This is a genomic window from Streptomyces sp. HUAS 15-9 (assembly GCF_025642155.1).
In the GTDB taxonomy this organism is placed as follows: Bacteria; Actinomycetota; Actinomycetes; order Streptomycetales; family Streptomycetaceae; genus Streptomyces.
Map to the genome: position 1 here is coordinate 8,295,739 of NZ_CP106798.1, position 18,811 is coordinate 8,314,549.

Here is an 18,811-nt window from a genome sequence, read left to right on the forward strand (position 1 = left end):
TCGGCGTCGGCGGTGTCAGCCGAGGTGGTCGGCGACGAGGACGGCGAACTCGTCGGGTGTGGCCAGGCGGATGCCGAGGTCTTCGGCCTTGGCCCGCTTGGACCCGGCGTTCTCGCCGGCGACCACCAGACTGGTCTTCTTGGAGACGCTGGAGGACGAACGGCCGCCCGCCCGCTCGATGAGCTCATTCATCTGGTTGCGGCTCAACCGCTCCAGCGGCCCGGTCATCGCGCCGGTGACCACGACTGTCATCCCGGCGAGCGGACCGGTGGCGGGGGCGTCGGACGTGGCACCGCCGGTCTCCGTGTCGGCGTCGGCGCTGGGCGGGGCAGTGGCGCCGGGTTCGGTCATGTTCACCCCGGCCGCGGCGAGTTTGTCGATCAGCGGGGCGAGTTCGGCCAGTTCCGCGACGATGGACGGCGCCTTCTCGGTGCCGATGCCCTCGACCTGTTGCAGCGCCTCGGCGTCGGCGGTGCGGATGTTGTCCATGGTGGCGAAGTACCGGGCGATGCGTCGCGACATGGACCGGCCCGTGCCGCGGACTCCGAGTGCGCACAGCACCCGCGACAGCGGCCGCGTCCTGGCCGTGGCCAGGGCGGCCAGCAGATTGTCGGTGCTGGTCTCGCCCATGCGGTCCAGCGCGAGGAGCTGGTCGCGGGTCAGCGTGAACAGGTCGGCGAGATCGCCGACCAGACCGGTCTCGACGAGCTGCACGATGCGGGTGGTGCCAAGGCCCTCGATGTCGAGCTGGTCGCGGCCCACGGCGTAGGAGAGGGAGGCGACGAGGTGGCAGTTACGGCCCTGCTCGCAGCGCCAGCGTTCCTGGCCGGTGTCGATCCCCGATCCACAGCGCGGACACGCCTCGGGGAACGCGATCGGCTGCTCGGCGCCGGTGCGCAGATGGGCGACAGGGGCCTCGACACGGGGGATCACGTCGCCGGCGCGGTGGACCATGACATGGTCGCCCAGGCGCAGATCACGGCGCGTGATGTCGGCCGGGTTGTGGAGCGTCGCGTAGGTGATGGTGGAGCCGTCGATCTCCACCGGTTCCAGGACGGCGCGCGGCGCGATGATGCCGGTGCGGCCCACGTTCCACTCCACCTCGAGCAGCCGGGTGATCTTCTCGACGGCGGGCAGCTTGTAGGCGATCGCCCAGCGCGGGGCCCGCGAACCGTTTCCGGCGGCCCGCTGATCGGCGGCCGGATCGGCCTTGATGACGATGCCGTCGATACCGAAGGGCAGTTGGGCGCGCAGGGCGGCGATCTCCTGCACGCGGGCCAGCACCTCGTCGGTGTTGGTGGCCGTGGTGCCGGGTACCGCGGTGTCGGCGGTGGTGTGCACACCGAGCGTGGCGGCCAGCGTCATGAGCTCACTGTGGGCGAGGTCGCCCAGCCGTGTGGCCAGGGCGGCGTCGGTGTCGGGCAGCGGCAGCAGGCCGTAGCCGAAGAACGTCATCGCCACCGGGTAGGCGCGGTCCTTGGCACGCAACGTGCCCGCCGCCGCGTTGCGGGCGTTGGCGAACGGCTGCCCGCCGTGCGCGGTGCGCGCCGTGTTGGCCTCCTCGAACTGCGCGCCGGTCATGAGGACTTCACCGCGCACCTCCACGCTGACCGGTTCGGACAGGGTGGCGGGCAGCCCCTCGATGGTGCCTATCGCGTGCGAGACGTCTTCGCCGGCCGTCCCGTCGCCACGGGTGATCAGCCGGGTCAGCCGGCCCTGGGCGTAGCGGGCCGCGACGGCGAGTCCGTCGAGCTTCGGCTCGACGCTGAATCGTTCCGCCTCATGGCCGATCCGGCGCGCGAGTGAGGCGGCCCAGGCCGTGAACTGCTCGGGCGAGAACACGTTGTCCAGGCTCAGCATCGCCACCGTGTGGAGCACATCGCCCTCGGCCGCACCGCCGGCGACCTTCCCGGTCGGCGAGTCGGGCAGCACCTGGTCGGGATGCCCGGCCTCCCACGCGGCGATGCCCCGCACGAGCGTGTCGTAGGCGTCGTCGTCCAAGGGCGAGGTGCCGCCCGCGTAGTAGGCGGCAGCGGCCTTCACCGCGTCCTCGACCGCCTGCGCGTAGGCGGCGGCATCAACGATCTGCGCAATCGGTGTCGTCATGCAGGTCATCCTGCCTGGCACCACTGACAATGCCCCCGGGCACTCTCCGGCTCGGAGCTCATGCACCAGGTCGAGGGGAAGCCCGTCGGCCACCCATATGCCATGCCCCGGCCCTCTCCTCATGGCGCGCCGGGACAGAGTGGCGCAGCGTGGAGGGTAGGACCGCAGAAGAGGTGAGACACATGGACACTGCTGCCTCGAGGCCGCGTGTCGTCGTGGGCGTCGACGGGTCGTCGTCCTCGAACGACGCGCTGCGGTGGGCCGTCCGCTACGCCGGGCTCATCGGCGCCGACGTCGACGTCGTGTCCGCGTGGGACCTGCCGGGCGGGCGTGTGTGGATGGCCCCGGCCATCGACGCCACCCTCGACGAGGACAACGCCCGGCAGGCGTTCGCCCAGGAGCTGAGGGACGTACTCGGTGACGAGGCCGCCGACGCCGTCAGGACGCACCTGGTGCAGGGCAACCCCGTCGACGTGCTGCTCAGGGCGGCCGAGGGCGCCGAGATCCTGGTCGTGGGCAGCCATGGGCGGGGCGGCTTCGCCCGGGCGCTGCTGGGCTCCGTCAGCCAGCATCTCGCACAGCACGCGAACTGCCCTGTCGTGATCATCCGCGCGGGGGTCTCGTGACGGGCGGGCGGAGCGTTCCGTCCATGCGGCGGCGTGCCGCCCATGGCACGTTGGATACAGCGGCACTGTGCGGAAAGGGCGGCGGCCATGCGAGCTCACCTCGGCGATCTCCTCGTCATCGAAAGTCCGACGACGGGCGCCGCCAGGCGTGACGGCGAGATCGTCGGACTCCACCACGAGGACGGATCGCCTCCCTACGACGTGCGCTGGTCGGACACCGACGAGGTGACGCTCGTGTTTCCCGGGCCCGACGCTCATATCCGGCACATCGAGTACGAGCCCGGTCGCGTTCATGGGTCTTTCGGGAGGGCGACGGAGGAAGAGGTCCTGTCCGGCGCCGCCCAGCCGGGGCGGGGACCCAACCCCGGCGACATCGGACGACGGGTGGCCGCCGAGCGCAGGCGGCAGGGGATGAGCCGGACGGAAGCGGCCCGCCGCGCCGCCATGGCGCCCGACTACCTGGCCTACCTGGAGGAACACCCCGCCGACCCGACCCTGGCCACCCTGATCCGGCTGGCCGCCGCGCTGGGCACCAGCGTCGAAGCCCTTCGCGGGGGCGGCATGGACGTTCCACCCGGCCGGGCCATGGCGCTTCTGCACCCACAGCTGCTGCAGCTCAGCCCCGACGAATGCCGTGCCCGGCTCTCCACGCACGGCATCGGACGCATCGCGGTGACGACACCCGAGGGCCCGGCGGTCGTCCCGGTCAACTACGTGGTCGTCGACGATCTGATCGCCTTCCGGACGGCACCCGACTCGGTGCCCGCGGCCGCCGTGGGCAAGGAGGTCGCCTTCGAGGTCGACCATGTGGACGACGCCCTGAGCCAGGGCTGGAGCGTGCTCGCCGTCGGCCCGGCCCAGGTGGTCACGGAGCCAGACACCGTGCGGCGGCTGAGCGAGAGCGCCCACACCGACACATGGGCCGGCGGCCGACGTGACATGTGGGTGTCGATCCGGCCGGCGCGGCTCACAGGCCGTCGTATCGGTACCGCCGGTATGTGAGCCGCCGCGCTTCACAGCCTGCGCAGCCAGTCGTCGGCCAGGCCGTGCAGGGCCTGTTCGGCGGGCTGGAGCCGGGTGTCGTCGAGCCGGTAGGTCAGGTGGTCGACGACGTCCACGACACCGTCGACGCGGCGTGTCATGCCGACCGCGATGGGGATGTCGCTGCGCCGTTCCAACCGGCCGGTGAGGGTGACCACGCCGTTGAGGGCGGTCGCCTCGATGATGTGCGGGGCGAGCCAGAGCGTGTTGACGAAGACCTCCTGGCGTACGTCGCGCTGGATCTCCTTGTCGCTGCGCAGGAAGACCTGCAGCAGGTCGCGGCGGGTGACGATGCCGACGAGCCGGTCCTCCACGTCGACGACGGGCAGCCGCTCGATGCGGTGCTCGGTCATCAGCCGTGCCGCCTGGGGGACGGTGGCGTCGGCCCGCACGGTGATCGCGGGGGCGGACATCGCCCCGCCGGCCGTGCGCGCCCGGCTCTTGGCGGCGCGTTCCCGTACGGAGCGGCTGAGGCGGGCCAGGGCGGCGAAGGTGCCGTGGGACTCGGCCGGGCGGGTCTGGTGGAGCATGAGATCGGTCTCGGAGATGACACCGATGACCTTGTGGTCGTCGTCGATCACCGGGAGCCCGCTGATGCGGTGCTCGCCGAGCAGCCGGACGACTTCCTTGAAGGGCGTGCCGTGAACCGCCGTGACGACGTCGACGGTCATGAGAGCGCCGATCTTCGTGGGCTTCATGGCTGAACCTCCTGTCTGCCGTCAGCCAACGGAGCCTTGTACCCACGCGTCCTGGATGACGGTCGTCGCGAACTCCCCGCGAAGGGCTTCGTCTTCAGCCTCCGGCGTCGGACGCCGAGCGCACATGGGCTGAGCGGGCACGGCACCGGGACGAGCGGGCACGGCGCCGGGCCGAGCGGCCCCCAGGACCGCTCCCCTCGGCCGTCGAGCCCAGGACGGGGGCCGGATGGTCCCGGGTGAGGCCCTGGCGGCCCCTGGCCGCCCGGTGACCGCTCGGTGAGGCTGGTAGTGCGAACCTGCCCAACACCTGGAGATGTCATGATGCTTCCGCCCGTCGTCGTAGGGGTGGACGGATCCCCCGAGAGCCTTGCCGCCGCACAATGGGCGGCCTGCGAGGCCGTACGCAGCGAGCGTTCGCTGCGTCTGGTCCATGCCTGGAACCGGCACCCGCGCCCGCGGGACGGTGAGATCGAGAACGCCGCACAGCGGCATCTCGCACGCCGTGTCCTGCGCGAGGCGGAGGACGCGGTGCGGGCCGCGTGTCCCGAGGTCCGGCTGTACGACGAACTGGTCGAGGGCCCGGCGGTCGAGGCGCTGCGGCAGGCGGCCGAGGGGGCCGAGCTGCTGGTGCTGGGGTCGCGGGGGCTGAGCGGCTTCACCGGGTTCCTGGTGGGTTCGGTGGCGGCGGGGGTGGTGGCACGGGCGACCCGGCCGGTGGTGCTGGTGCGGGCCGGTGCGGAGACGGCGGACGAGCATCTGCCGGTCCCGGACGGCAGTGCCTCGACGACGATCGGCCACCGGGACGTGGTGCTGGGCGTCGATCTGAGCGAGCCGTGCGACGAGGTCATCGAGTTCGCCTTCGAGGCGGCCCGGCTGCGGCGGGCCCGGCTGCGGGCGGTGCACGCCTGGCAGCCGCCGGGGCCGCTGGGCCTGGGTGAGCGGGACACCGGGCTGGTCGACGATCCGCGGCGGGCCGAGGAGTGGCTGGGCTTCCTCCGGGAGGTGCTGCAGGTGTGGCGCGACAAGTATCCCGAGGTGGAGGTCCTGGAGACGGTGGTCGAGGACAAGCCCGCCAACGCGCTGCTGCGCGCGGCGACCGGGGCGAGCCTCCTGGTCGTGGGACATCATCTCGCAGAGCGGCGGATCGGCCCGCGCACCGGGCCCACCACCCACTCCGCCATCCAGCACGTCTACTGCCCCGTGGCCGTCGTGCCCCACTGGTGAGGGCGGGTGAGGAGGTGGAGGCCATGACGAGGCCGGTGGTGGCCGGAGTGGACGGTTCGCGGGAGAGCCTCGCCGCGGCCGACTGGGCGGCCAGGGAGGCGCTGCGCCGGGGACTGCCGCTGCGACTGGTGCACGCCTGGGAAGGACTGCCCGAGGACGACCGCGACGCGGGCCTGCCCGAGACGCGGGCACCCCAGTACCACGCACGACGCGTGCTGCGCGGAGCACTGGACCGGCTGAACGAGCGGTACCCACAGCTGTACCTGGCCGCCGAACAGGTGCGCAGGCAGCCCGGTCCCGCACTGATCGCCGAGGCGGCGGACGCCGAGCTGCTGGTCATCGGCAGCCAGGGCCACGGCGGTGTCGGCGGGCTCATGTCCGGGTCGGTCGCCATGGCCACCATGGCCCACGCCGAGCGACCGGTCGTCCTCGTACGGGCCGGTGAGACGCCGGCGGACGAGCATCTGCCGGACGGCTCGTGCAACGTGTCGACGCATACGCCGTACCGTGACGTCGTCGTCGCGGTGGACGGGCCGTGCGACGACCTCCTGGACTTCGCCTTCCGCGCCGCCGAGCTCCGGCGGGCGCAGCTGGAGGCCGTGCACGCCTGGCACGTGCCGCTCGGCCGGATCGTCCCCGGCGACGGGGAACGTGACCGCATCCGCGAGGAGGCGGCTGTCGAGCTCGCGGCACTGCTCGCGCCGTGGCGTGCGAAGTACCCCTCCGTGCGGGTCCTGGAGACGCTCCGCGAAGGCCGCGCCGGCCATGTCCTCGCACGGGTCGCGGAGGGGGCCGGGCTGCTGGTGGTGGGCCGTCGCAGGCGCCGTATCGCCGTCGGGTCGCACACCGGACCGGTGGCCCACGCGCTCATCCACCACGTGCACCGGCCGGTCGCGCTCGTGCCGCACGACTGACGAGGCAACCGGCTGGTGCGATGGCGCACATGAGGGTACATAGCTGGAGAAGGGCGTTACAGGTCATGTCCGTGAGCAGCACACACTCCCGCTACGCGTCCGGCTATCTGGTCCGGGCGGCCGTTTCCGCGCCTTCGGTGTACAACACCCAGCCGTGGGCCTTCGTCATGGACGACGACGGCCAGGGCCTCGAACTGCACGCGGACCCGGCGCGACGCCTCCTGGTCCGCGATCCCCACGGCCGTGAAATGGTCGTCAGTTGCGGCGCGGCGCTCTTCAACGTCCGACTGGCCATGCGGCACCTGGGGTTCAACCCGGTCGTCGAGACCTTCCCCTGTCCTGCCGACCCCACCTTCCTCGCCCGGGTGATGTGGGGCGCGTACGTCCGTCCGGGCCTCGACGAGCAGGATCTGTTCGAAGCACTGCGCCTACGGCACAGCGCGCGCGGACCGTTCCTCCCGGACCCGCTGCCCGCCGCGCTCGCCGATGAGCTGGGCCGAGAGGCCAGGCGCGAGGGAGCCAGGCTGCACTGGATCGACGACAGCGCAGGCCGACGGGAGCTGGCACAGATGGTCCGGGCAGCCGAGGACGTGCACAGGACGGATCCGGCGCACACCGCCGAGCAGACCGCGTGGACCTGGCGACTCGCCCGCGCGCGCCGTGACGGCATTCCGGTCCATACGGACGGGCATCACCCGGACTCCGTCCCGTTCGCCGGACGGGACTACGCCGACCTCACCCGGATGTTCCCCACACCTCCGCGGCGCTGGACCGGACGCTCGGGACGGGTGGCCGTGCTGAGCACGGACCGCGACGACCGCTCGGCCTGGCTCCGGGCCGGCCAGGCACTCGAACGGGTCCTGCTGCACGCCGCCGCCCAGGACGTGATGGCGGCCTTCCACACCCAGCCGTTGGAGATCGAACCTCTGCGCTTGCGGATCCGGCGGACACTGAGCGCGGGCGCGTTCCCGCAGATGATCCTCCGCCTGGGGTATGTGCCCTACGTACGCTCCCTGCCGCGGCGCCGGGTGACCGACGTACTCGCCCGGGAAGCCCGGACCTCCTGAGCCTTCCGTCATGGACACCGCGCTCAGCGGTTCACGGTCAGCGGCACCGTGTCGACGGTGACGGGCCTGCCGTTCTTCGGCGAGACGTAGTACGCGGTGAGCAGGCCGGGTCCGGAGCGGGCCGCCTTGTACGGGAAGGACACGTCGAAGGTCCCGCGCGTCCCCGTGCCGGAAGTGGCCCTGACCAGCACGTCGGCCGCGGTATGTCCGGAGGTGTCGGTCAGCTTCAGCCGGAACTCGGCCTCGAAGGTGTCGGCGCTTCCCCGCACCCTCAGGGGGCTGCTGACGCCGTCACCGATGAGCGGGGACTCGACCAGCACGGCGGGCGAGACGTCCTCGAAGTCGGCCCGTCCCACCGGTTCGTTCAGGACGATGCCTTCGCCGCCGAAGGACGAGACCGGCTTGCCGTCGAGTTCGAAGCGGACCTTGTCGATGCTGGGGTAGCGGGTCACGGTGAACACGACCTGGGCCAGGCGTGCCCGCAGGGAGAGGGTGCCTCCACCGTCGTCGTACCTGCTGGAGAGGTCCACGGTCGCGACGTGGTCGTGGACCGCGATCGAGTGCAGGGCCGTGCCCGACGGTATGGCCGTGGTGCGGTGGTGCAGGCGTTCGTAGCGGCTGGGGCCGGCCAGCAGTGCGCGCACGGCCCCGGTGGCCGTGGCGGGGGCGGGCACGGTGCGCGGGGCGGGCGACATGTGCTCGCCGTTCAGGAAGTACACGCTCGTCGAAATCTGCCTCGGCGAGCCGCTTCCCGAGGGAGCCGTCGTCGTCGGGCCGGCGGTCCCGGACGGAGCCGGTGTGCCCGAGGTCCCGCCCGACGTTCCCGATCCGACGGTGGACTGCCCGGGGCGTGCCGAGGCCCCCGGCGCGGCCGTACCGCCTCCCGTGCCGCAGGCGCCGACGGCGAGCAGTGGCACGGTCAGCGCCGCGGTGAGCATCAGCGGGTGGCGCCCACGGGGGTGCGAGGCTGGGGTTTCGTTGTTCATGGCTGCCTCCTCCGACGCTCACAGCAAAGCGCGCCGGGCGGCGGGCGCACAGGGACCGGACGGCACCGGTCCGGGGCCGAACGGCGGGTCGGGGTGGGTCGTTCGACGTCGACGGCGCCTGCCGTCACGCCCCCTTGCCGGAAAGTTCGATCTCCGCCCAGATGGTCTTCCCGTTCGCGTGGTGCCGGGTGCCCCAGCGTTCGGCGAACCGGGCGACGAGCAGCAGGCCACGGCCGCCCTCGTCGAAGGTGCGGGCGCGGCGCAGGTGCGGGGCGGTGCTGGTGCCGTCGGACACCTCGCAGATGAGGGTGCGGTCGCGGATCAGACGCAGTTGGATGGGCGACTGCCCGTAGCGGATCGCGTTCGTGACGAGCTCGCTGACCACCAGTTCGGCCGTGAAGGTCACATCCGGCAGATGCCACGCGGTCAGCCGGGCCAGGACCTCCGCGCGGGCACCCGCGACCGCGGCCGGGTCGGAGGGCAGGTCCCAGGTGGCCACCTGACTCGCGTCGAGGGCCCGGGTGCGGGCGACCAGCAGGGCGACGTCGTCCTGCGGCTGTGCGGGGAGCAGGGTGTGGATCACGCTGTCGCAGATGGCCTCCAGTGATTCGGCGGGCCGCTCGAGGCACCGGCGCAGCAGCGCGAGGCCGGTGCCCAGGTCGTGCTCGCTGCCTTGGATCAGGCCGTCGGTGTAGAGGGCGAGGAGGCTGCCCGGGGGCAGGTCCCACTCGACGGTTTCGAAGGGCAGGCCGCCCACACCCAGCGGCGGGCCGGGAGGCAGCTCGACCAGGTCGGCCGTGCCGTCCGTCGTGACGACGGCGGGCGGGGGGTGGCCCGCGGAGGCGGCCGCACACCGGCGCGAGACCGGGTCGTAGACCACGTACAGGCAGGTGGCGACGAAATCGGTGGGCATCTCCAGGTCGGACCCGTCCTCCTCGCTGCCGTCCTGCTGTGCTGCGAGGTGGGTGACCAGGTCGTCGAGATGCGTGAGGAGCTCGTCGGCGGGAAGGTCGACGTCGGCCAGCGTGCGTACCGCGGTCCGCAGGCGCCCCATGGCCGCGGAGGCCTGCAGGCCGTGTCCCACCACGTCTCCGACGACCAGTGCGACCCGGGCGCCCGACAGCGGGATCACGTCGAACCAGTCCCCGCCCAGCCCCGCACGCGTGCGGGCCGGAAGGTAGCGGTAGGCCACCTCGACCGCTTCCTGGGCGGCCAGCCGGTGGGGGAGCAGGCTGCGCTGCAGGGCCAGGGCGGTGTTGCGTTCGAGGGTGTAGCGCCGGGCGTTGTCCACGGCCACGGCGGCTCGTGCGCCGATCTCCTCGGCGAGGAGGAGATCGTCCTCCTCGAAGGGGTGCTGGCGCCGGTGACGTACGAGGACCGCCACACCGAGGGTGATCCCGCGGGCACGCAGCGGAATGACCATGAGCGAGTGGATGCCGAACGCGCGGACGATTCCCGCCCGCTCGGGGTCGGCTTCCTGCCAGCTCCTGACGGCTTCGTCGAGGGTGCGGTGCAACGAGGGCCGACCGGTGGCCAGACAGCGGACGGGCGGCGCGGACTGCGGGTATTCGTCCACGTCCCCGGGCCGGATCAGCGCCTCGGGCACACCGGGCAGGACGGACTGCTGCGCCACCCGACGCAGGGCGACCATGCCCGAGAAGGAGGGTGTCGGCTCGATGCCGTGGAAGAGGCCGTCCAGCAGGTCGATGGTGACGAAGTCGGCAAGCCGGCCCACCGCCACGTCGGCCATCTCCTGGGCCGTCCGCGTCACGTCCAGGGTGCTGCCCACCTGTGTGCTGACGTCGTTCAGCAGCGCGAGCCGCTCCCGGGCCAGGTGCTGCTCGGTGACGTCCAGCGCGGACAGCTCGACGTGCCGTACCTGCCCTGCCGGGGTCCTGAGCGGGGACACAGTGATGGACCAGACCCGCTCGCGCGCCTCCGGCCGGGTCCTGCCGCGCACATGGAACCGTTCGGGTTCTCCGGTCACGAACACGCGCCGCATGCCGTCCTCGACCGACCGGCAGATGTGGGGCGGCAGGATGTCGGTGACCCGCCGACCGCGCATCTGTTCCTCGCTCATGCCGAGCTCGCGTGTGGCGCCGGCGCTCGCCCGCACCGCCCGCAGGGCGGAGTCGTACACCATCACGGGCAGATGGCACTGCGCGAACGCTTCCTCGGCCGTCGCCAGGTCCGACGGCACCTGCTCCGGCGGTGTGGCCACGACGAGCTGCTGGGAGCGGCCCTTGCCGTCGAAGGACGGGTACGCGTGCAGTTGCACTTCCACGTGCCGGCCGTCCCGGTGGCGGAGCAGGGTCGTCCTGCTCCGCCCGCCGAGAGCGGCGTGCAGGCTCTTCTCGGCGTCGGCGTCCGAGCCCAGCAGACGGTGCACGGGGCGGCCCACGACCTCCTGGCGCGGGTAGCCGAGCAGACGCTCCGCACCCGCGCTCCAGTCGGTGACGATCCCCTGCGCGTCGACGACCGCGGTGGCTGGGGCGGCAGCCTCCGGAAGCGCTTCGGAGCCGCTGCCGCGTGGGGTGGCACCGTGCATGTCGATCATCGCCCAATCTGCCCCCATGGACACCCTGACCGCGGGGAGAACACGGCGGCCGAGGCCACCGGGCGCACGCATGGCCGGCCTCTCCGCGTTCGGCCCCGTCATCCCACTTCTACCGTCCTTCCGCCGAGCCCGCGCGCCGTGCACGGGCCCGGCCGTCCATCACGGCAGGTGGATCCCCTCAGGCCGGGGTCTTGCGGCCCCGGCCCGTGTCCGGCCGGTTCCGTACGGCGCCGTAGTACGCGGTGCGCATGATGTCCTGCATGTCGTCGAGCATCGGCATCCGCGGGTTGGCGGGTGCGCACTGGTCCTCGTACGCGTTCAGGGCCTGCTGGGGCAGGGCGTCGAGGAAAGAGCGTTCGTCGATGCCGAGGGCCTGGAACGACGGCTCGATGCCCACGGCGTCGCGGAGGCGTTCCACCGCGGCGGCCAGCGACTCCACGCCCTCCTGCGGGGTGCCGGCGGGCAGCCCGAGGGTGCGGGCGATGTCCTGGAAGCGTTCGGGGGCGCGGTAGCTCTCGTACTTGGGCCAGCCGGTGAGCTTCGTGGGGATCGTGCCGTTGTAGCGGATGACGTGCGGCAGGAGGACCGCGTTGGTGCGGCCGTGCGCGATGTGGAAGCTGGCGCCGAGGGTGTGGGACATGGCGTGGACGATGCCGAGGAAGGCATTGCCGAAGGCCATGCCGGCGATGGTGCCGGCGTTGTGCATCTTCTCCCGCGCGTCGGGACGGCCCGTGCGGTCGTTCACCGCCGCCTCGATGTTCTCGAAGACGAGCCGGATCGCGTGCAGGGCCAGGCCGTCGGTGAAGTCGTTCGCGTACACGGACACATACGTCTCGATGGCGTGGGTGAGCGCGTCGAACCCGCTGTCGGCGGCCAGCGCGGGCGGCAGCTCCGTGGTGAGCAGCGGGTCGACGATGGCAACGCTGGGCGTCAGCGCGTAGTCGGCCAGCGGGTACTTCTTGCCGGTGGCCGGGTCGGAGATCACCGCGAAGGGGGTGACCTCGGCGCCGGTGCCCGACGTGGTGGGGATGCAGACCAGGCGGGCCCGGGCACCCAGCACCGGGAAGCGGAAGGCGCGCTTGCGGATGTCGGAGAACTTCTGCCGCATGTCGGCGAAGTCGATGTCCGGGTGCTCGTACAGCAGCCACATCACCTTGGCGGCGTCCATCGGCGAGCCGCCGCCGAGCGCGATGATCGTGTCCGGGCGGAAGTCGTGCATCAGGCGGGCGCCGCGCCGCACGGATTCGATGCTCGGCTCCGGTTCCACGTTGTCGATGACCTGGATCGTCGTCGGCTCGTGGCGCCGCTGCAGGACACGGGTGACGCGGTCGACGAAGCCGAGGCGGGTCATCGTGGCGTCCGTGACGATCGTGACACGGTGCACGTCCGGCATGGAGGCCAGATAGCGGATGGACTGCGGCTCGAAATAGATCTTCGGGGGCACCTTGAACCACTGCAGATTGTTGCGGCGCGCGCCGACCCGCTTGATGTTCAGCAGCTGGGCGGCGGAGACGTTGTTGGACACCGATGTATGCCCCCATGAGCCGCAGCCGAGGGTGAGCGACGGCAGCAGGTTGTTGTAGATGCCGCCTATGGCACCCTGCGAGGACGGGGAGTTGACGATGATCCGTACGGTCTTCAGCCGCCGCCCGTAGGCCTCGGCGATCGTACGGTCCTCCGTGTGGATGACGGCGCTGTGGCCCTGCCCGTGGAAGGCGACCATGTCGGCGGCGAGGTCGAAGCCCTGCGCCTGCGAGCCGGCGCGCAGCACGGCGAGCACCGGGCAGAGCTTCTCGCGGGTCAACGGCTCGTCCGGACCGACGTGTTCGGCCTGGACGAGGATCAGCGAGGTGTCGGCGGGCACGGTGAAGCCGGCCTGTTCGGCGATCCACACCGGGCTCTGGCCGACGGCCGCGGCGTTGACCTTGGGTTCGCACCCCGAGTTCGCGGCCTGGCCGGGGAACAGGAACGCCTCCAGCTTCGCCTTCTCCTCGGCGGTCGCCAGATGGGCGTGCAGGGTGCGGAACTCGGCCAGTGCCGCGTCGTAGACCTCCTCGTCCAGGATGACGGCCTGTTCGGAGGCGCAGATCATGCCGTTGTCGAAGGACTTCGACAGCACCAGGTCATTGACGGCCCGGCGCAGCTTCGCGCTCCTGTGCACATAGGCGGGGACGTTGCCCGCGCCGACGCCGAGGGCCGGCTTGCCCGCCGAATAGGCGGCCCTGACCATGGCGTTGCCGCCGGTGGCGAGGATCAGGGAGACGCCGGGGTGCCGCATCAGGACGCTGGTCGCTTCGACCGACGGGGTCTCGATCCACTGGATGCAGTGCTCCGGCGCGCCGGCGGCGATGGCCGCGTCCCGTACGATCCGCGCCGCCTCGGTGCTGCACCGCTGTGCCGAGGGGTGGAAGGCGAAGACGACCGGGTTGCGGGTCTTCAGCGCCATCAGGGCCTTGAAGACGGTGGTGGAGGTCGGGTTGGTGACGGGCGTGATCGCGCAGACCACGCCGACGGGTTCGGCCACCTCGGTCATGTCCTCGATGTCGTCACGGGCGATCACACCGACGGTCTTCATGGGCGCGATGCTGTGCGTGACGTGCTCGCACGCGAACATGTTCTTGGCCGCCTTGTCCTCGAAGACGCCGCGCCCCGTCTCCTCGACCGCGAGACGGGCCAGCGCCGTGTGCTGGTCCAGGGCGGCGACCGAGGCCTTCTTGACGATGTGGTCGATCTGCTCCTGTGTGAAGGCCTCGTAGTCGGCCAGTGCCTTGAGTCCCTGGTTGACCAACTGGTCCACGGCGATGGCGATGTCGGACGGCGCCCCGGCGGTGGCCGTGGCCTCGATTCCGGCGTCGTGACGGGTCATGGGGATACGCCTCCATTGACGAGAGCCGGCGGGGTCGGCCGGCTGTGCAGACCGGAGCGGCACCGAGAGGGCCGGTGCCGCTCGTACTTCCCACTTTCGTGCGGCCCGGCCCGCCGCTCCCAGATGCCGATGGTCCCTGTCGGGGACTGACCGGCACGGCGGGCCAGGGTACTTGGGGCCCTACTGGTCCGATCCGGCCCCGGCCCGGCCGCCGCGCCACGGCGGCGGGGTGGCCGACCTGCGCGCCCCCTCCTTGCGGTGCAGGAACCGGTTCAGCTGGCCGCGCAGCCGGTCCGCCAACGCGTCCGCCAGTTCATGTGCCGTGGCCTCCCGGGCGTGCACCACGACGAGGGTGTTCCCCACCACGAGCTCCGCTCCGGCGAACCAGGGCTGCTCGGCGTGGTGCGCCACCGCCTTGACGACCCTCAGGGCACCGCGGGCGGCCGGCAACCCGGGGCGGCCGAGGACCGCGTCGACCTTGGCCCGCAGATACGCGAGTTCTTCCTCGCCCACCTCGCCTTCCGTGCGCACCCGCAGGTCGGCGGTCGTGCTGACGTGAGTGCCGGTGTACTTGGCAGTCATGGGATCCGCTCCTTGAGATCGTTGGGCAGATCCAGACTTCTGCCAGCACCCTCCGCGGTACAGGGCTGTCAGGCCCTGGGGGTGGGGCCATCGGGCCTTCACCGCTGAGGCGGACGGTCCTGGGAATCGGGTTGTTCCAGGTGGGAGGCGAGGACAGCGGCCTGGACGCGGCGCTGCACGCCCAGCTTGGCCAGCATCCGTGAGATGTGGTTCTTGACCGTCTTCTCGGACAGGTAGAGCTTCCTGCCGATCTCGCGGTTGGTCAGGCCGTCGCCGATCAGGGCGAGGATCTCCCGCTCGCGCGGCGACAGGCTCGCCAGCTCGGCCGGCACCTCCGGGGTGCTCACGGGCTCGGTGCGCAGCGAGCGCATCAGGCGGGCCGTGGTCGCGGGGTCCAGCATCGACTGGCCCGAGGCGACGGTGCGCACCGCCGAGATCAGGTCGGAGCCCTTGATCTGCTTGAGGACATAGCCCGACGCCCCGGCCATGATCGCGTCCAGCAGCGCGTCCTGGTCGTCGAACGAGGTCAGCATCAGACACGCGAGTTCCGGCATCTGGCTGCGCAGCTCCCGGCAGACCGTGATGCCGTCGCCGTCGGGGAGACGGACGTCGAGGACGGCGACGTGCGGCCGCAGGGCGGGGCCCCGGGCGAGTGCCTGCTGGACGGTGCCGGCGTCACCGACGACCGAGATGTCGGGCTCCGCGTCGAGCAGGTCGGTCAGGCCGCGTCGTACGACCTCGTGGTCGTCGAGCAGGAACACGCGGATCGGGTCCTGCTCTGTGAAAGTGCGTGTCTGCGTCATGACGATCCCTTGTTCCCCGGATGCAAGGACGACAAACCGTCGGCCTCCATGACGATCGTCGCCTGCCCGGTCCATAAGTACCAGGCCGACAGGCCCACCGGCGCCCCCGCATGTGTCCCTGTCGGCACTCCCCGTGACCGTCACGAGCGACAAGGATCCGAAGTACAAGAGAGCGCTGAGGCGAGGAGAGAACCGACGATGACCGCAACCATGTCAGTCGGGAACCGCACGACGGACGCCTGGCGCGGGTTCACGGGCAGCCACTGGCGCGAGGGCATCGACGTACGCGACTTCGTACAGGCCAACTACACCCCGTACGAGGGCGACGCCCGCTTCCTGAGCGGTCCGACCGACCGCACGCGCGCCGTCTGGGCCAAGGTGAGCGCGCTCTTCCCGGAAGAGCGGCGCAGGGGCATCCTCGACGTCGACACCGCCACCCCGTCGACCATCACCTCGCACGCGCCCGGCTACATCGACCGGGACCGCGAGCTGATCGTCGGCCTGCAGACGGACGCGCCCCTGAAGCGGGCGATCATGCCGGCCGGCGGGCTGCGGATGGTGGAAAACGGCCTCAAGGCGTACGGCTACGAGCCCGACCCCTTCGTGACCAAGGTCTTCGGCACCTACCGCAAGACCCACAACGACGGCGTCTTCGACGCCTACACCCCGGAGATGCGCGCCGCCCGCAAGGCCGCCGTCATCACCGGCCTCCCGGACGCCTACGGACGCGGCCGGATCATCGGCGACTACCGGCGCGTGGCGCTCTACGGCACCGACCGGCTGATCGAGGCCAAGCTGGCCGAAAAGGCCCGGCTGGACGGTGAGCCGTCGACCGAGCACATCATCCGCGACCGTGAGGAGCTCGCCGAACAGATCAAGGCACTGGGCGAGCTGACCCGCATGGCGGCGACATACGGCTGCGACGTCTCCCGCCCCGCCACCACCGCGCACGAGGCCGTCCAGTGGCTGTACCTCGCGTACCTGGCCGCGGTGAAGGAGCAGAACGGCGCCGCCATGTCGCTGGGCCGCACCTCGACCTTCCTGGACGTCTTCCTCCAGCGGGACCTGGACGAGGGGATCATCGACGAGACACGCGCCCAGGAACTGGTCGACGACTTCGTCATCAAGCTGCGGATCGTGCGCTTCCTGCGCACCCCCGAGTACGACGCCCTGTTCTCCGGCGACCCCACCTGGGTGACCGAGTCCATCGGCGGCATCGGAACGGACGGCCGCCCGCTGGTCACCCGCACCTCGTTCCGCTTCCTGCAGACCCTGTACAACCTGGGGCCCGCACCCGAGCCGAACCTGACCGTGCTGTGGTCGCCCCGGCTCCCGTCCGGCTTCAAGAGGTTCTGCGGACAGGTCTCGGTCGACACCAGTGCCGTCCAGTACGAGTCCGACGAGCTGATGCGACCGTGCACCGGCGACGACACCGCGATCGCCTGCTGCGTCTCCGCCATGGCGGTGGGACGGCAGATGCAGTTCTTCGGGGCGCGGGTCAACCTCGCCAAGGCACTGCTGTACGCGATCAACGGCGGCCGGGACGAGATGACCGGTGAACAGATCGCCCCCGCCGCACCGCCGCTGACGGGTGAGTACCTGGAGTACGAGGAGCTGGCCGCCGCGTACGACCGGATGCTCGACTGGCTGGCACGGACGTACGTCAACGCCCTCAACGTCATCCACTACATGCACGACAAGTACGCCTACGAGCGCCTCGAGATGGCCCTCCACGACTACCCCGTGCACCGCTTCATGGCCTGTGGCATCGCCGGTCTGTCCGTCGCCGCCGACAGCCTCTCCGCTGTCAAGCACGCGCGCGTGAAGGTCGTCCGGGACGCCACCGGACTCGCGGTGGACTACGAGGTGGAGGGGGACTACCCGGCGTACGGCAACAACGACGACCGCGCCGACACACTTGCCGTCGACCTGGTCGACTCCTTCATGGCGAAGGTGCGCAAGCACCCCACCTACCGCGACGCCGAACACACCCAGTCGGTCCTCACCATCACCTCCAACGTCGTCTACGGCAAGCACACCGGCAACACCCCCGACGGGCGGCGCGCCGGTCAGCCCTTCGCACCCGGCGCCAACCCGATGAACGGCCGCGACCGGCACGGAGTGGCCGCGTCCGCGCTCTCGGTGGCCAAGCTGCCCTACGAGCACGCCCGCGACGGCATCTCGCTGACCACGACCATCACCCCGGAAGGCCTGGGCCACCGCCCGGAGGAACGCGCCGGGAACCTGGTCGGCATCCTCGACGCCTACACGGCGGCCGGCGGCTTCCACATGAACGTGAACGTCCTGGACCGCGCCAAGCTCGAGGACGCCATGGAACACCCGGAGAACTACCCGGACCTGACCATCCGCGTCTCCGGATACGCCGTGAACTTCGTCCGCCTGACCCGTGAGCAGCAGCTCGACGTGATCAGCCGTACCTTCCACGGATCGCTGTGAGCACGACGACGAAAGGCCGGATCCACTCCTGGGACCTGTCCACCGGCGTGGACGGTCCCGGGACCCGGTTCGTCCTCTTCTTCAGCGGCTGCCCGCTGCGCTGCCTGTACTGCGCCAACCCGGACACCTGGCACATGCGCGACGGCAAGGAGGTCACGGTCGACGAGGTGATGGCCGAGATCGACAAGTACCGGCCGTTCGTCACCGCGGCCGGCGGCGGAGTGACCCTCACCGGCGGTGAGCCGCTCCTCCAGTCCGCCTTCGCCGCGGCGGTGCTCCGGCGCTGCAAGGAGGCGGGACTGCACACCGCCCTCGACACCTCCGGCTTCCTCGGCGCCCGCGCCACCGACGAACTCCTCGCGGACGTCGACCTGGTCCTGCTGGACATCAAGTCCTTCGACGTCGGCACGTACCGAAAACTGACCGGAGGCGAACTCTCACCCACCCTGAACTTCGCCACCCGCCTCGACCGGCTCGGCGTCCCGATGTGGATCCGCTACGTCCTGGTCCCCGGCTGGACCGACGCACCCGAACCCGTCGACGGCCTGGCCCACTTCGTCGCCGGGCTCCCCGCCGTCCAGCGCGTCGACATCCTTCCGTTCCACAGACTCGGCGCCGCGAAGTACGCCTCGCTCGGCATTCCCTTCCCCCTGGAGAACACCCCCCGCCCGTCCGCCGAACTCATCGAGCGGGTGCGAGAGCAGTTCCGTGCCCAGGGTGTGGCGGCCCACTGACCTGCTCAGGCCGCAGCGGTTCGGCAACAGGCCTTGCACACCGGGACGTTCAGCCCAACGGCCACCGACCTTCGGCATCCGGTGCGCCGCCCCGTGGAGCGCCAGAGTGAGGTGTGTCAGGCAACAGCCGAACACGACTCCGGAACCTGA

The 18,811-nt window shown here is 71.3% G+C and carries 14 protein-coding genes; 7 read left to right on the plus strand and 7 right to left on the minus strand.

Translation table 11 applies throughout. The features are described 5' to 3' along the window. Nucleotides 1–15: 15 nt before the first annotated feature. Nucleotides 16–2,106, minus strand: coding sequence for an NAD-dependent DNA ligase LigA (gene ligA / locus N8I87_RS37810; RefSeq protein WP_263215363.1), 2,091 nt, complete (start codon nucleotides 2,104–2,106; stop codon nucleotides 16–18). Nucleotides 2,107–2,288: 182 nt separating this feature from the next. Between ligA and N8I87_RS37815 the strand changes: the two genes are divergently transcribed. After that, on the plus strand, nucleotides 2,289–2,732 hold the full coding sequence (locus N8I87_RS37815; RefSeq protein ID WP_263215364.1) for a universal stress protein: 444 nt from the start codon (nucleotides 2,289–2,291) through the stop codon (nucleotides 2,730–2,732). Nucleotides 2,733–2,819: 87 nt separating this feature from the next. Beyond that, nucleotides 2,820–3,734: a pyridoxamine 5'-phosphate oxidase family protein gene (locus tag N8I87_RS37820; protein WP_263215365.1), complete on the plus strand. Its 915-nt coding sequence runs from the start codon at nucleotides 2,820–2,822 to the stop codon at nucleotides 3,732–3,734. 11 nt (nucleotides 3,735–3,745) lie between these two features. Here the strand turns inward: N8I87_RS37820 and N8I87_RS37825 are convergent, their stop codons facing one another. Then, nucleotides 3,746–4,471, minus strand: coding sequence for a CBS domain-containing protein (locus N8I87_RS37825; RefSeq protein WP_263215366.1), 726 nt, complete (start codon nucleotides 4,469–4,471; stop codon nucleotides 3,746–3,748). A 321-nt stretch (nucleotides 4,472–4,792) separates the two neighbouring features. Between N8I87_RS37825 and N8I87_RS37830 the strand changes: the two genes are divergently transcribed. The 3 genes from N8I87_RS37830 to N8I87_RS37840 all read left to right on the plus strand — a co-directional run bounded on the left by N8I87_RS37830 (nucleotide 4,793) and on the right by N8I87_RS37840 (nucleotide 7,676). Next, nucleotides 4,793–5,695 (plus strand): universal stress protein, encoded by a 903-nt coding sequence (locus tag N8I87_RS37830; protein WP_263216863.1) that lies wholly within the window; start codon nucleotides 4,793–4,795, stop codon nucleotides 5,693–5,695. 23 nt (nucleotides 5,696–5,718) lie between these two features. Then, nucleotides 5,719–6,609 (plus strand): universal stress protein, encoded by an 891-nt coding sequence (locus N8I87_RS37835; protein ID WP_263215367.1) that lies wholly within the window; start codon nucleotides 5,719–5,721, stop codon nucleotides 6,607–6,609. A gap of 71 nt (nucleotides 6,610–6,680) precedes the next feature. Next, a complete protein-coding gene (locus N8I87_RS37840) occupies nucleotides 6,681–7,676 on the plus strand; it encodes an Acg family FMN-binding oxidoreductase (protein ID WP_411577335.1) in 996 nt (331 codons plus the stop codon). A gap of 23 nt (nucleotides 7,677–7,699) precedes the next feature. Here N8I87_RS37840 and N8I87_RS37845 read toward each other — a convergent pair whose 3' ends face one another. The 5 genes from N8I87_RS37845 to N8I87_RS37865 form a co-directional block, all read right to left on the minus strand. Beyond that, nucleotides 7,700–8,662: a GerMN domain-containing protein gene (locus N8I87_RS37845; RefSeq protein WP_263215371.1), complete on the minus strand. Its 963-nt coding sequence runs from the start codon at nucleotides 8,660–8,662 to the stop codon at nucleotides 7,700–7,702. Nucleotides 8,663–8,786: 124 nt separating this feature from the next. Next, nucleotides 8,787–11,219: a SpoIIE family protein phosphatase gene (locus N8I87_RS37850; RefSeq protein WP_317633527.1), complete on the minus strand. Its 2,433-nt coding sequence runs from the start codon at nucleotides 11,217–11,219 to the stop codon at nucleotides 8,787–8,789. A 178-nt stretch (nucleotides 11,220–11,397) separates the two neighbouring features. Further along, nucleotides 11,398–14,085 carry a bifunctional acetaldehyde-CoA/alcohol dehydrogenase gene (gene adhE / locus N8I87_RS37855; RefSeq protein WP_263215373.1) on the minus strand — a complete coding sequence of 896 codons (2,688 nt, stop codon included), beginning with the start codon at nucleotides 14,083–14,085 and terminating at the stop codon, nucleotides 11,398–11,400. 180 nt (nucleotides 14,086–14,265) lie between these two features. After that, complete coding sequence (locus N8I87_RS37860; protein WP_263215374.1) at nucleotides 14,266–14,667, minus strand: hypothetical protein; 402 nt, start codon at nucleotides 14,665–14,667, stop codon at nucleotides 14,266–14,268. A gap of 98 nt (nucleotides 14,668–14,765) precedes the next feature. Next, entirely contained in the window at nucleotides 14,766–15,470 is a 705-nt protein-coding gene (locus N8I87_RS37865) for a response regulator (RefSeq protein ID WP_263215375.1), read from the minus strand. A 198-nt stretch (nucleotides 15,471–15,668) separates the two neighbouring features. Here N8I87_RS37865 and pflB point away from each other — a divergent pair, with 198 nt between their 5' ends. Both pflB and pflA read left to right on the plus strand, forming a co-directional pair. Continuing rightward, nucleotides 15,669–17,927 (plus strand): formate C-acetyltransferase, encoded by a 2,259-nt coding sequence (pflB, locus tag N8I87_RS37870; RefSeq protein WP_263215376.1) that lies wholly within the window; start codon nucleotides 15,669–15,671, stop codon nucleotides 17,925–17,927. After that, entirely contained in the window at nucleotides 17,924–18,661 is a 738-nt protein-coding gene (gene pflA, locus N8I87_RS37875; RefSeq protein WP_263215377.1) for a pyruvate formate-lyase-activating protein, read from the plus strand. Before pflB ends, pflA begins: the two co-directional genes overlap by 4 nt. The last annotated feature ends 150 nt before the right edge of the window (nucleotides 18,662–18,811 follow it).

Excerpts from the sequence above, each read along its gene's own strand:
- adhE (WP_263215373.1), bottom strand. The coding sequence starts at position 14,085 with ATGACCCGTCACGACGCCGGAATCGAGGCCACGGCCACCGCCGGGGCG.
- N8I87_RS37865 (WP_263215375.1), bottom strand. The coding sequence starts at position 15,470 with ATGACGCAGACACGCACTTTCACAGAGCAGGACCCGATCCGCGTGTTC.
- N8I87_RS37850 (WP_317633527.1), bottom strand. The coding sequence starts at position 11,219 with ATGATCGACATGCACGGTGCCACCCCACGCGGCAGCGGCTCCGAAGCG.
- N8I87_RS37820 (WP_263215365.1), top strand. The coding sequence starts at position 2,820 with ATGCGAGCTCACCTCGGCGATCTCCTCGTCATCGAAAGTCCGACGACG.
- N8I87_RS37835 (WP_263215367.1), top strand. The coding sequence starts at position 5,719 with ATGACGAGGCCGGTGGTGGCCGGAGTGGACGGTTCGCGGGAGAGCCTC.
- N8I87_RS37830 (WP_263216863.1), top strand. The coding sequence starts at position 4,793 with ATGCTTCCGCCCGTCGTCGTAGGGGTGGACGGATCCCCCGAGAGCCTT.
- N8I87_RS37825 (WP_263215366.1), bottom strand. The coding sequence starts at position 4,471 with ATGAAGCCCACGAAGATCGGCGCTCTCATGACCGTCGACGTCGTCACG.
- N8I87_RS37860 (WP_263215374.1), bottom strand. The coding sequence starts at position 14,667 with ATGACTGCCAAGTACACCGGCACTCACGTCAGCACGACCGCCGACCTG.
- N8I87_RS37845 (WP_263215371.1), bottom strand. The coding sequence starts at position 8,662 with ATGAACAACGAAACCCCAGCCTCGCACCCCCGTGGGCGCCACCCGCTG.
- pflB (WP_263215376.1), top strand. The coding sequence starts at position 15,669 with ATGACCGCAACCATGTCAGTCGGGAACCGCACGACGGACGCCTGGCGC.
- N8I87_RS37815 (WP_263215364.1), top strand. The coding sequence starts at position 2,289 with ATGGACACTGCTGCCTCGAGGCCGCGTGTCGTCGTGGGCGTCGACGGG.
- ligA (WP_263215363.1), bottom strand. The coding sequence starts at position 2,106 with ATGACGACACCGATTGCGCAGATCGTTGATGCCGCCGCCTACGCGCAG.